10 protein-coding genes are annotated in these 13,479 nt (G+C 54.7%); all 10 read right to left on the bottom strand.

Annotated elements, in window-relative coordinates; all coding sequences use genetic code 11:
* Positions 1-7: 7 nt before the first annotated feature.
* Genes C380_RS03120 through C380_RS03075 form a run of 10 tightly spaced genes read right to left on the bottom strand, consistent with a single transcriptional unit; the run spans position 8 to position 13,464 of the window.
* A complete protein-coding gene (locus C380_RS03120; RefSeq protein WP_015012436.1) occupies positions 8-877 on the bottom strand; it encodes a GDP-mannose 4,6-dehydratase in 870 nt (289 codons plus the stop codon).
* Positions 874-1,920 carry a GDP-mannose 4,6-dehydratase gene (gene gmd / locus C380_RS03115; RefSeq protein ID WP_015012435.1) on the bottom strand — a complete coding sequence of 349 codons (1,047 nt, stop codon included), beginning with the start codon at positions 1,918-1,920 and terminating at the stop codon, positions 874-876. Before gmd ends, C380_RS03120 begins: the two co-directional genes overlap by 4 nt.
* Positions 1,921-1,927: 7 nt before the next feature.
* The gene (locus C380_RS03110) at positions 1,928-2,341 is read right to left on the bottom strand and encodes a GtrA family protein (protein ID WP_015012434.1); all 414 of its coding nucleotides are present in this window, start codon (positions 2,339-2,341) and stop codon (positions 1,928-1,930) included.
* On the bottom strand, positions 2,338-3,297 hold the full coding sequence (locus C380_RS03105; protein WP_238544068.1) for a glycosyltransferase family 2 protein: 960 nt from the start codon (positions 3,295-3,297) through the stop codon (positions 2,338-2,340). Before C380_RS03105 ends, C380_RS03110 begins: the two co-directional genes overlap by 4 nt.
* Complete coding sequence (locus C380_RS03100) at positions 3,294-4,922, bottom strand: DUF6311 domain-containing protein (protein ID WP_015012432.1); 1,629 nt, start codon at positions 4,920-4,922, stop codon at positions 3,294-3,296. Before C380_RS03100 ends, C380_RS03105 begins: the two co-directional genes overlap by 4 nt.
* Complete coding sequence (locus C380_RS03095; RefSeq protein WP_015012431.1) at positions 4,919-8,707, bottom strand: glycosyltransferase; 3,789 nt, start codon at positions 8,705-8,707, stop codon at positions 4,919-4,921. The genes C380_RS03100 and C380_RS03095 overlap by 4 nt, the downstream gene beginning before the upstream one ends.
* Positions 8,707-9,987 (bottom strand): bifunctional 2-polyprenyl-6-hydroxyphenol methylase/3-demethylubiquinol 3-O-methyltransferase UbiG, encoded by a 1,281-nt coding sequence (locus C380_RS24225; protein WP_015012430.1) that lies wholly within the window; start codon positions 9,985-9,987, stop codon positions 8,707-8,709. Before C380_RS24225 ends, C380_RS03095 begins: the two co-directional genes overlap by 1 nt.
* Positions 9,984-11,204: an ABC transporter ATP-binding protein gene (locus tag C380_RS03085; RefSeq protein WP_015012429.1), complete on the bottom strand. Its 1,221-nt coding sequence runs from the start codon at positions 11,202-11,204 to the stop codon at positions 9,984-9,986. The genes C380_RS24225 and C380_RS03085 overlap by 4 nt, the downstream gene beginning before the upstream one ends.
* On the bottom strand, positions 11,204-11,998 hold the full coding sequence (locus C380_RS03080) for an ABC transporter permease (RefSeq protein WP_043565095.1): 795 nt from the start codon (positions 11,996-11,998) through the stop codon (positions 11,204-11,206). The genes C380_RS03085 and C380_RS03080 overlap by 1 nt, the downstream gene beginning before the upstream one ends.
* Positions 11,998-13,464 carry a mannose-1-phosphate guanylyltransferase/mannose-6-phosphate isomerase gene (locus C380_RS03075; protein ID WP_015012427.1) on the bottom strand — a complete coding sequence of 489 codons (1,467 nt, stop codon included), beginning with the start codon at positions 13,462-13,464 and terminating at the stop codon, positions 11,998-12,000. The genes C380_RS03080 and C380_RS03075 overlap by 1 nt, the downstream gene beginning before the upstream one ends.
* Positions 13,465-13,479: the final 15 nt, after the last annotated feature.

The raw sequence follows: 13,479 nt of genomic DNA, 5'->3' as shown, positions 1-13,479 counted from the left end.
CGCTGTGTCAATGCGATGGCTGCGCACGAGCTCGCTCCAACATGGTTTGCAAGGTGGCTGTCAAGGAATACCGACGAAGATCGAGACCCGTTGCAGCCAGGAGCTTACCGGGGTCACCGCAGAGCCGGTGGACCTCCGTAGTCCGAACCAATGCAGGGTTGACCTGGACATTCAAATGGTGTCCGGTGATGTCTGTCAGCGCGTCCATCACCTGCTGCAGGGTGTGCGGCAGCCCTGTACAAATGTTGTAGGTCTGCCCTGTCTCGCCGTGTTGAAGCAAGGCCAGATAGGCTTCACAAACCATGCGTATGTCGTTGAATTCGCGCTCAACGTGGATATTGCCGAGTTCTATACTTTCTGCCAGTCCTGCATAGTGCTGAACCAGCTTCGGAATGAGGAACTGGGAGGCCTGGCCGGGGCCTGTGTAGTTAAAAGGCCGTGTGATGATGAGGGGCAGGCGGTCGGCGTAGGTTCGGGCCATGTGTTCCATGGCAAGTTTGCTCATGGCGTAATGGTTGACGGGCGCGGGGGCCTGCGTCTCGGCGATGGGCGAACTGTTGCAGTTGCCATAGACGTTGGCAGAGCTGGCCAGCAAAACGCACCGGGGTAACTTGCGCAATGCGGCAACTGCATCCAGCAGGTGGGTGGTACCTACGGTGTTGATGGCATAGAACGCCGATGCATCAGCATGGGCCACATAACTGATCGCAGCCAAGTGGACGACGGCTTCCGGCTGGGCTTGCGCCACCTCGGCCTCGATCTGCACAGGATTGGACAGATCTGCTTGTAAAGGCAGAACAGTGTGCCCTGCACTCAGGGCAGCCTGCATGAAATGCTGCCCGGTGAAACCACTGGCGCCTGTGAGCAGGATATTCAAAATGAATACCCTTGCTGGTTACGCCGCAGATCGGCATCCACCATCATCTGGCAGAGTTGCTCAAGCGTTGTGGCAGGCTCCCAGCCCAACTGATCCTTGGCCTTTGCGGGATTGCCCACCAACAAGTCGACCTCGGCTGGGCGGTAATAGCGTGGGTTGACCCGCATGACCGTTGTACCTGTGGCGGTGTCTACGGCGCGTTCGGCTTCGGCCTGCCCCTGAAATTCAACGTTTACGCCGGTGGCCTTGAACGCCATGCGCACAAAGTCGCGGACAGTTTCTGTGCGGTTTGTGGCCAAGACATACGTGTCGGGCTGGTCGGCCTGCAGCATGCGCCACATGCCCTCTACGTACTCTTGGGCATAGCCCCAATCACGCTTGGCATCGATGTTGCCAAGTTCTAGAACGTCGAGCTTGCCCAGCTTGATTTTGGCCACGCTGTCTGTAATTTTGCGGGTGACAAATTCGCGCCCACGCAATGGGCTTTCGTGGTTGAAGAGAATGCCGCTGCTGGCAAACATGCCGTAGCTCTCGCGATAATTGACGGTCATCCAGTGAGCATACAGTTTGGCGACGCCGTAGGGACTGCGAGGGTAGAAGGGAGTGTCTTCAACCTGCGGTATAGCCTGCACCTTGCCGAACATTTCAGAAGTGCTGGCTTGGTAGAAGCGGATGCGCGGGTTGACCAAGCGGATGGCCTCCAGCAGATTCAGGGCACCGATGCCAGTGATTTGCGCAGTAGCAGAGGGCTGCTCAAAACTGACTCCGACGAAGCTTTGAGCGGCCAGGTTGTAGATTTCGTCGGGCTGAATTTTCTGCACGAGTGCAATGCTCGCGCCCAAATCTGTCAGATCGTATTCCACCAGGTGAAGGTTAGGATGGGACTGTATTGCCAGTTCCTCAATGCGCCAGAAATTGACCGAACTGGTACGCCGGTAGGTACCGTAAACCGAATAGCCTTTATTGAGTAGCAGTTGGGCCAAGTAGGCTCCATCTTGCCCAGTGATGCCGGTAACGATGGCTTTTTTGCTGAGAACCTGCATTTTTATTTCACACGCGTTGGCTTGGAGTTGAACGATGGCCCGCGAAGGCCCAGAATTTGATTACTGCGAAGCTGAAAAGGGGTACGGTAAACACAATGATGACAAAGCCTATCTGGTAATGCAGGCCCAGGCGGCTGGTGACCCATGCGATACACAGGGTGAGCCCCAAAGCGACCAAGGATGCCAAAAGAAACCTCGCATAACGCAACACGCTCAGGGGCGCCTTGAAAGTGATGCGACTATTGGCAATGTATGAAAACAGGTTCGCTACCGCAAAGGCAAGGGTATGAGCGAGCAGCAGGGTCAGCTGAAGCTTTTCGACCGCCCACATCAACACCCCCCCGTGTACAAAGGTGTTCAGAATACCAATGATGGCGAAGAGCAAAAAATCAGTGTGTGTACGCCACGCATTGAGGTTCATGGCCCAATCACCTCGCGCACGATATACACAGGACGGTTTTTGACTTCAGTGAACACACGGCCCAAGTATTCGCCTAGTATGCCGATGCCGATCAGTTGTACGCCGGAAGCCAGCAAGATGACGATCATGAGGGAGGCGTAGCCTGGAACTTCGACCCCAAAGACCAGTGTTTTGACAATAAGGTACGCGGCGTAGACGAAAGCTCCAAGGGACACCAGCCCGCCCAGATACGTCCATACCCGTAGTGGAAGCGTGCTGAAGCTGGTGATGCCTTCCAGTGCAAAGTTCCAGAGTTTCCAAGTGTTAAAGCTCGATTTTCCATGGACCCGGGGCACAACCCGATAGTTCACCACCGTAGTGCGAAAACCTACCCAGGCAAACAGGCCTTTCATGAAGCGGCACTTTTCCTGCAATGCCTTGAGGGCATCGACCACCTTGCGATCCATAAGGCGGTAGTCGCCCACATCGGCTGGGATTTCGATATGGGAGATGTAGCGGCTTACTTCATAAAAGGCCCGCGCCGTCAGGCGCTGCAGTGCTTGGTCGGTTTCACGGCTGGTACGGCGAGCCAACACCACCTCAAAACCAGACTCCCAATGCGCCAGCATTTCAAGAATGAGCTCTGGAGGGTGCTGCAGGTCGGAATCGATGGGGATCACAGCATCACCGGTGGCAAAGTCCAGTCCGGCGGTAATGGCAGCTTCCTTGCCGAAGTTGCGGGAGAAGTCGATCACTTTGACCTGTGGGTGGTGCTCGCGAGCCTCCCTGAGTGCCTCCAGGGTACCGTCGCGACTGCCATCATTGACACAGATGATCTCCAGGTCGTAGGTTCCCAGTACGGGCGCAAGGGCTGCATGGACTTGTTGCAGAAAGGGTCGCACGTTGCTTTCTTCGTTATAGAAGGGAGCAACCAGGGAGATTTTTTTACGGGCGTCCATATTGGTAATCGCTTTCAACGGGGTGCCACACAGATGTAGGCGAAATCGACTTCGTGGCACACCGTGGACGAATCTGGGAGAAGGGGCTTGATGACCTCCAGCCCAGCAAACTCACTGCGGACAAATACGTAAGCAGCCTCTTGCGGATCAGAGCTGGCAATTTCACGGGCAGTGTCGTCACACAAAGGCGTGTAGCGTGAGATATACCCGGTGTTGAGGTGAAGCCCCCGCAACGACACATAGTGCATGACAGGCAGCAGGCTGTCGTGCGCTGGGGTTTTCCCACATTTGAATTTTGGGTAGAAATAAAGATTTTTAACATGTGCAGGTATTGCCGCGTCCCATACTGCCGGCTGAAGATGCCGCTCGGCTGGACGAGTTAATGTGGATTGCAGGCTTGCATAAACGCCAGTGAGATCGGCCATTTGCACTGCGGTGAGTGCGATGGCAATGAATAGGAACCGATGCTTCCCATTGCGATGGAACAGCGTCCACCAAACGCCAATCAACAGCACATAAAAAACCGGCCAAAAGAAACGCCCAGATACCCTGAACTGTGAAGTGAGTGCTTTGGCAATACCGGGGTAGGACACTGTGGCGACCTGTGCGCTACCAATGTAGATTTGGTTGGACAGGGCGTAAACACTGTAGCCTATGATCAATAGGCCGAGCGCCCAATGCCTGCGCAGCAAGCTATGGACGTATATGCGGTTTGCTGAGTTGCCACATGCCAGCACCAGGGCGCTGATAAGACCCAGCCCCAAGTAGTTGAATCCTTCATACTGTCCAGGTCCTACTTCTGCCGTCAACTGGATAATGCGCCCTCCGAGGAAGGGTGAAAGAACATTCATGGAATAGTAGCCAAAGCCCCACTCCTGAGTGACGCCACCCGGAGGCAAAGGCAAGAGAGTCAATGGCAGACTGATGAGTAAGACCCATAGCGGCCCTGAGACGTGCAACCAATGACGCATGCTGCGAGCCTGGATGAGCGATGCCGCAGCTGCTGCATAGACGCCCGCCGCCATGACAAAAAGGTAGATATTGATATAGAAAGCACTTGTCAGTAGCAGAATCCATCCAGCCATCGGTATGGCCTTGCGCCGCCACCCCCGTAGGTAAAGCGCAATGGCAAACACCAGAATCCAGTGCGACATGAGCGATATGTGGCCAATGCGGTTGAGCAGTGCAGGCGTCATGAGCATCAAAGCCAGCAACCCCAGCATGAACGCCCAAGAACCGGAACGCAGTTCGCGCGCTACCCACCAGGCGCCGATGGCCTGCAAGACGAAGCAAACTCCCACCCAAGCGCCATAGGGGTTGAATGGTGCCCAGGTGGAGGGAACCACAATTTTCAAAAATAGCGCGTACAGCGGGATGATGTCGACAAACGTGGCCCGGGTTCCTTCGGGATAGTTCAGGCTGTTAAAAGCCAGCAGCGGATGCTGCCAAGGGGCCGAGAAGTACAGGTTGAATCCGGCCATGTACTGGGTGATGTCCTGGGCATCTGTTTGCCAGAACGTAGATTGCCCCCGCAGAAAAGACTCACCAAAGGTGACCCAGACGAACGCGGCTGCCAGGAGCAAGACTGTGGTCAGCCCGGCAAAGCTCTCGGGTGACCTATGTGCACGCAGTAAGTGTTTCATGAGCCTGCCTCAGGACTCCCGGCGTTTCCTGGTTGACCCAAACAAACGGCTGCCAACTGGGCCGCGCTTTCAGACCAAGTCAGCCAAGGCAGTCCGGTGGATTGTGCATGCTCACCACGCTCGCAGGCACTGAGCCATGTCTGTATGGCTGCGGCCAGTTCTGGTGCCGCACTGGCCTGGAAGTAGCTGGCATGCGAACCCGCGACCTCACGGAAGACCGGCAAATCCCTGGCCAGTATGGGGAGCCCATGGAGAGCGGCCTCTATAAGTGGAAGACCAAACCCCTCGCCGTACGACGCTGCCAACAAGCAGGTGCTGGCGCTGTAGATGGATTGCAGATATTCGTCGCTGGCGCCATCAATCCAGAACAAGCGTTGACCGCGCTGCGGGTGCATCGAGAGTTGCTGGATGGTTGCAGGGATGTCCCGGCGCGCCTCGGGCGGCACCCCTTTCCAGCCCTCTCGTCCCACGATGACCAGGTTGATGTCGAGACCCTGATCCCATAGTGCGCCAAAGGCTTCGAGTGTTTGCAGATACGCTTTACGCGGTTCGATAGTGCCCACCATAAGGAAACTGGGACGCGAGCGAAGACATGCCAGCACTTTTGCGCTGTCTTCTGGCAGCCCCTGGCTTGGAACAGAGTTGACAACATCTGCACCCAGGTGCCACCACCCAATGTGGTAGGGGCGCCCGCGTTGCAAATGAATGCCACACTCTTGCTGCCATCGTTCGAGGTCGTCAGCAACTGCTTTGGATATGCAAACCGCACCATCAAAGGTGGAGACTGCGCTAAGCCAACTTGCGTGACTCTCCTGAGCACCTGGGGGGAAGACATGGGGCATGAGAACCGGCAGCAAGTCGTAAACAACGGCATGCAGAGAAACGCCGTTGCTACGGTATTGCTGAAAGACCCCGGCTCGCTCGGCCTGAACCAACGCATCGCCGGCAATATCCAGGACCAAGAGGGCGTCGCCGTTTTGTGGCTCCAGGCGCTCGTCCTTGAGCACGCCGACAGGGCAGTCCAGCAAGCCCAGCATGTAGCTGCGAGCATACCGGTGATGCCATATACCCCCTTCATTGGAAAGATATACGGGCTCAATGCGGTAGCCCATGGGGGGGGACTGTAGCAACGCCATGAGGAGTGCACGAACGACGCGCTCGATGCCTGTCTTGAGGTCATGGCTGCAAGTGGCACTCACATCCAGAAAGAGCCTCCTCGCAGGCCGTGACAATGGCAAATTGCTGGCGATCGTTTGCGACAAGTGAATGAGCGCAGCCTCGTCATTAGCAAGGCTGCTTTGCGCTGCGACTGCGGCCAGCAGCGCGGGCACTTTGGTGATATGGCGTTCATGAAAGCTCTCGATGGCGGCCGCGTAGCGCCTTGCGCACTCTTCAGGAGAATGACGCTCAAGAATGATGGTTCTTGCACGATCACCCTGGACTTGCCGACGTTGGGGATTGCGCCACATGGCTTCCAGTGCCTGTACCAGCGCACTATCGGAAAACTCGTCGGGCAACATGCACACTGCTTCGGGGTCAAGTTCCGCCATGGAGCCGCTGGCATTGACGACCAGGGGCAACCCATAGTTCATGCAATCCAACACCGTACCGGAAGTTTCTCCGCGGGAGTCGCTGCGCAACTGTACAGCTAGATCGGCGACAGCAAGGTATTGCCGGAATATGTCTGGTGCAGCAAAGCCTGTGATGCGGATGCGGTCACCAAACCCTCCCTCCCGTATTGTCTTGAGGAGAGTTACGCCGTAGTCACCTCCATGGTTCTCGCCCACGAATACCAGGCGGCAACGCTTGTCGCCCGCCAAAGCGCTTTCCAGCCACGCCTGGAGCAAACGATGGTTGAGCTTGGTACTGTCCAGAAACCCAAAGCTGCACACGATGAAGTCGTCGGTATGGAAACCAAGCTGCCGGCGCGCCGCCACTTTGTCAATGCTTTGTGCCGGCGAACGCAAGTGGGGGATGACTTCCCATGGCGCTTCGCACTGTGTGCCATACCATTGCCCCGCCAGGCTTTGCGAGTACCGGGAGTGCACAATGACCCCCAGCGCATGTTGCAAGATGTGCCAATTGACGGGGTAGTGCCGCTTTGCCGCTTCGGCGTTGCGATATCGATCTTTCACGGCGCCATAACCATGGCTGTCATAGAGTGCTAGCGTCCAAGGGCAGTCTTCCCCATTCTGGAGCTCCAGCCAGGCCATAAGGCCACTTAAATAGAAATCGTGCAGCACGACGGTCCCGGGGATCTCGCGCAGCAGAGCAAGCATGTGCTGGTGGAATGGGGAGTTGCCGACCTGATACAGCACCCGGTGAAAATCGCCGGCATGCGCCCGGAACCAAGGCACGTCACGCACTTTACTGTGCTGGTTGACCCAAGAGTCATCCACTCTATCCTGTGCCACCACGAGTTCGATGTCGTAGTGCTCTGCCAGAGCGGGAAGCAGTTCGGAACTGTAATCTGCAATGCCGGTACGTTCCGGCGGCAAGGGAGATACGTACGCCAGCCTGGGCTTGGGGCCGACCAAAGGACCAGATCGCTTTAGCCTACTGTCTGATACAGGAAGAGATTCCCACGCACTGAGGGCCCGTTTGGCCGACTGGTCCCAAGAAAATCGCTGCGCCTGTTGCAAACCGTGATCACGCAACCGGGTACGAAAAACCTCATCTTGCAGCGCTTGAGCCATTTTGGCTGCGATGGCGTTGACATCCATGGGATCGAACAATGCCGTCTCCAGATCGATCACTTCTGGCAAACTCGACGCGTTGGCACCAATGACTGGTGCGCCGCAGGCCATCGCCTCCAGCGCAGGCAAACCGAAGCCCTCGTGCCAAGAAGGGAACACGAAAAGCGCGCACAGGTTGTAGAGCCAAGCGAGATCTTGATCGGTAACATAACCGGTCAAGCACAGTTCGTCGGGCCTAAGACCGGCTGTCTTGGCGTGTTGTTGAAGCACCGCAACGTCCGCTGGAGACATTTTCCCGGCCAGCAGTAGCTGGTGGGTAGCACGCAACGACGCAGGTAACGCGGCATAGGCGCGAACGAGGCGCGGCAAATTCTTGCGCTCGTCAGCACCGCCGGTGTAAAGGACGAAGGGCCGGGTGACGCTGAATTTTTGACGCAATTGTGCCGCCGCCACTTCATCAATTTGCAGAGGGCCAAAGAGGGGGTCTGCAGCCGTTGCGACGTTGACGATGGTGTCTGCAGGCCGGTTCAGATGTGCCAACCCTTCCTGCCGGGTGAACTCCGAAATGGACAACAACACTGTCGCATTGTTCAGGTGATGAATTTTGCGCTGGTAGCACCGGGCGTACTGAGGGTTGGGCCTGAGGTACTGGTCGGGGTTCAGCAGCGGAATAAGGTCATACAGAGCAACGCTCACCCGTGCGGTTCGGTCAAAACGCCCTATGCTGGTCACCGCATCATCAACATAGCCTTCAAACAAACTGCTGATGTGAATCACGTCTGGATTCAAGCTGGCAAGGAAGCTTTCACGAAGGAGTTCAGCGACCTCGCGGCGGGCATCGTTCCGATATTGCGCCTCTCGAACGGGTCCTGGCGCGTGCCAGACACGGATATTTTCTTGTGGCAACAGGCCTTCAAAAGCAGCGCGGATGGGATCAATAGTGACAGGGAACAAACCACTTAGAGCCAGCAACACCTCGTGCTCGCCGCGGTTACGCGCAATGGCCTGGGCGAATGATAGGGTGTAGCGACCAATGCCCCTGAAACGGCTTTCGGTTTGCGCGCCTTGCATGTCGATGACGATACGCATTAGTTACGCTCCTGCTGGCTGCGCGCGATAGCATTTTTGAGATCGAAGTAAATTTGGCGTGCGTGGGAAGTGAGGTGTACCAGATCAGCAGAAACAGGAGGCTCCAAGACAGAGACCACCGGCCTGGACGCTGCGGCGGCTTTCAAGCGCTCTTTTACGGCGGGGAACCTGGCCAAAACGAACAGCGCAGCATGTTTAAGCCGGGGGTGCCGATTCACATAGAGGCTTGCGCGCATCAGCAGTACCTTGGCTCCATTTTTCAACCTTGGTTTGAGAGATTTCAATTTCTGGAATAGCGAACGGAACACTCGCCCCGCCAGTCGAAGCGGTGCAGTCAGGCGCCACGACCTGCTTTGATGCAACGCCGCCAGTGCCGCCTCTGCACTGGCGGCGCGTTCGCTAGCCTGCTGGGCCTGGGTCTGGGCCGATGCTGCGCATTCACTGGCTTGCAGGGCCTGGGCCTGGGCCGATGCTGCGCATTCACTGGCTTGCAGGGCCTGGGCCTGGGCCGATGCTGCGCATTCACTGGCTTCGCGAAGTTGTTGGTCAAATTTTCCAGCCAGCGCGTCCAGTGTCACTCCGTACCCCGGCCCAAAGGCATCGCTGATACCGTCGACCGACAACAAGATATTGGTCTTTTGGGCAACTACAGCGTAGTCCGGGCTCACGCCACGCAACACATCACCCAGAGATATCCATGCCTTGCTAGCCAGTGACTTTTCTTCCTGCAGGCGAATTATTTTGACTCTTGCAAATCCATAATACTCTGGCAAAAAAGAAAGCAATTGCGGGGGAATAGGTTTCTGATGTGTCGGGTCAATATAAAAATCCACAGTCCCAACACTTATATTTTCCGGATTCGGTGTTTCAAGGATCAACAAACCTGCGGGCTTTAATACCCTTAGTGCCTCTTGTATCAACAAACAAAGATCAGAAAACTGGATGTGCTCCACCATATGAAAGCTTGAAACAATGACTTGGCTTTCATCCGGCAAAGCCCTGAGGGCTGAAAGAGCATCTTGCCTAGTTACACTCAAGCCGCGCTCATGACACGCAGCCAACATGGACTGATCAAGGTCTACACCATGGCCACTGAAGCCAAATTCTTTTAATATTTCTAGCCACTCCCCTCGGCCACACCCTAAGTCGATGGCCTCTGCGGTTGCATAGTACGACCTGAGGGACTGGACAAATGGTAGATATGTCAGTTGACGCGATTTTATCAAATCTCGCGAGCCGCGAAATTTATCTTCGAACGCGCGATAAAGATCTTCACTCATTGGGAAATTATCAGGGTCGGCGGCAACCAATTGACACCAACGAAATCGGGCTTATCCAAACTAACCACATGAAAAACCAGCGCCATATCGCGCCATTCGAAATTATTGCTAATGTGACTGTCTGAAGTATGGAGCGCCACTGCTACTGAATAGGTCCCACATCCGAGATTGGCATCGAATTTAAATTCAAAAGTGATACAACTATTTTTACCAACATTGCTGAGCACTTGCTTCAGGTGGTGGGTGTTCGTACCGAAAACAGGTTGCCCCAACCGATCCTTAATCATGTATCCGAGGACCAACTCAGGAAGCTCTGCATGGGTTTTCACGACGACGCGGAGATGAACGGATTGGCCAACATTCAGAAATTCGATCAGCTCACCCGCATCGTTCAACAACATAACTTGCTCTGCAGTTGCGATACCGCTGCCAGAAATGGTTTGAATTTTCCCATCTGTTATCTGATGCTGGCGCACCGTCTGATTTTCCTTGGCGGCCAACATCGCATTGTAGTAGTCCATTACAGACTCCGGTTCGCCCTGCATAGCAATCCGGCCGGCATTCAGCAATATCGCTCGATCACAAATGCCTTGTATTGCACCTTTGTCGTGTGAAACAAGCAACAAGGTGGTACCTTGCTTGCGAAATTGGCGGATGAGATCGAAGCTTTTGTGCTGAAAATAAGCGTCTCCTACAGACAGCGCTTCATCCACAATCAAAACGTCAGGGCGATGTGCCGTGGCCACACTGAAGGCGAGGCGCATCTGCATTCCGCTGCTATATACGCGCACGGGGTCGTCTATATATTTTCCAATTTCGGCAAATTCTTCTATTCGGGGCATTACCACAGCCATCTCGTGTGCGCTGTACCCCAGCAGTTGTCCTGCCATGATGGCATTTTGCCGACCAGTAAAGTCCGGATGGAAACCCATGCCCAGTTCCAGCAGCGCAGCCAACCGCCCCACGATACGCACATCGCCCGTACTGGGCTGTGTGGTGCCAGTGATCATCTTGAGCAGCGTGCTCTTGCCAGCACCATTCATGCCGATAATGCCTACAGCTTCCCCGGCAGAAACCGTGAAGTTAATATCCTGCAAAACCCAGTGCAGATGGTGACGCGGCCTTGAGCGAGGATCCAGCCATTCCATCAAACGGGACCATCTCGTGGAATACTGCTTGTAGGCCTTGCCGAGCTGGGAAACAGTGATGGCGTTCATCAAAGCTCGTCCACCATTTCAGCTGCATGGCTACGAAATAGTCGTAGGCCCAGCAATGCCAGTGCGATACTGAGAATCGCCAAATAACTCAAGCTGCTCCATTGGGGCCAATCACCTCGCACCAGTATGCCTTGCACAGCACCCATAAAGCCGCTCATGGGGTTAAGCGCCATAAATGGCTGAATTTGCGGAGAAAGCACATTGGGAGAATATACAATAGGCGTCAGCCAGAACCAAAAAGTTATGAAAATTCCAAAAAACTGACCCACATCGCGAAAAAACACATTCAGCACACCCAAAATCATTCCGAGGCTGGCAGCAAATAATATCAACAACATCAATAATGGAAACAGCGCAAGAAACGCCAAACCCGGAAAATTGCCAGAAAAAATCAAAAAAGCAGTAAACAATCCAAAGACGATGAAGAAATTCAACAACCCGTTAGCCACAACTGCGACCGGCAGGCACAAACGGGGAAAATTCAATTTTTTCAGCAGATTGGAATTATCTAAAAACATATTCTGGGACCGGGTGGTTATTTCCGCAAAAAGCCCCCATGTCAAGACACCTGCGCACAAGTGAATACTATAGCCAAAGGTACTATCCACACCGGGCAGCCTGGCTTTCATGACGTGCGCGAAAATGACCGTGTACACCACAATCATGGCCAAGGGGTTGATAATATTCCAAGCCGCTCCCAGCAACGAATTGCGGTATCTGGACTGAAACTCACGCCTTACACTGCCCAACAAAAATCCTCGGTACATCCAGACCGGACGTAACAGATTAAACATCAAATGCGCCCATAGTTGTCTTCAAATCTAATAATATCATCTTCGCCGAGATACTGACCGCTTTGTACTTCGATGATGACAAGATCAAGCACGCCAGGATTTTCAAGTCGATGTCGATGACCTGCGGGAATATAGGTAGATTCGTTTGTACCGACGAAGAGTTCCCTATCCCCATTGATAACTTTGGCCATCCCACTCACCACGATCCAGTGTTCACTGCGGTGGTGGTGCATTTGCAGACTCAGGGATGCGCCCGGCTTGACTTCGATGCGCTTGATTTTGAAACCAGGCCCTTCTCCCAGTACGGTGTAGGTGCCCCACGGACGCATTACCGTGCGGTGTAATTTGTAGGCGTCGTGTCCCAATGTTCTGAGCTTTGCGACGATCTTCTTAACGTCTTGCGCTTTGCCCGGGTGCGCAACCAATAGCGCATCGGGGGTGTCCACAATAATTAAATTGTCCACTCCCAAGGTAGCTACTAAACGGTCTTCGCTTTGCACAAAGGTGTTGTGGGTATCCACAAAAATCACCTCGCCGACAGCACGGTTATTGGCCGTATCAGGCAGGGCGAGTTCGCTCACGGCACTCCACGATCCGATGTCATTCCAACCAAAATCTGAAGGTACCACTGCCACATTAGTGGAGCGCTCCATGACCGCGTAATCCAGCGATATGTCAGGAATGCTCTCAAAATGGGAGGGTGGAATTTCTAGCATGTGCTCGGTAGATTGCCGGGCAAGCTGCAGGGCAGACCAGCAAGCCTCTGAACCCGTATAAACCTGTGGCGCATGTTGGGCCATTTCGTCCAGTATGACACCCGCTTTAAAGCAGAACATGCCAGAGTTCCAGTAAAAATCGCCAGTGGCAATATATTCGACCGCTTTTTCGAGAGATGGTTTTTCCACGAACCGGACCGCCGCACGCCCGCGCTCCATGGGGTCGCCTGCCTCAATGTAGCCAAATCCCGTTTCAGGCCCCGTAGGCACCACACCAAACGTCACCAATTTATCGCGTTGTGCAAGAAGTACTGCATCCGCCACAGCCGTGGCAAAACGTGTGTGGTCCTTGATAAGGTGATCCGCTGCGAGAATGAGCATCAAGGCATCGCGCCCAAACTTCTGCGCCACGTGGTGCGCGGCCATGGCGACTGCCGGCGCAGTATTGCGCCCCACCGACTCCAGCATGAATGTTCCGGGGTAACGCTCCCCGAGTCGGGCATGAGCCAATTCGTCCTTACTCATGAAATAGTAGTCACGATTGGTAACAGTCACCACCTCCGTAGTCCCTGAACCCACTGCATCAACCACAGCTGCCGCACGCAAGTACGACTTGAGCAGCAAGCTCTCCCCATCAGCGAGTTTCATGAAGGGCTTGGGATGCCCTTCACGAGACACTGGCCACAAACGAGTGCCCGCACCGCCAGAAAGAATGACGGGAATAACAATTGGCTTTGAAAAATAATTCATTTCACCCAAAAAATA

Origin of the sequence: Acidovorax sp. KKS102 (assembly GCF_000302535.1) — a bacterium.
Lineage (GTDB): Bacteria > Pseudomonadota > Gammaproteobacteria > Burkholderiales > Burkholderiaceae_C > Acidovorax.
This window is presented reverse-complemented; position numbering and strand designations above follow the sequence as displayed.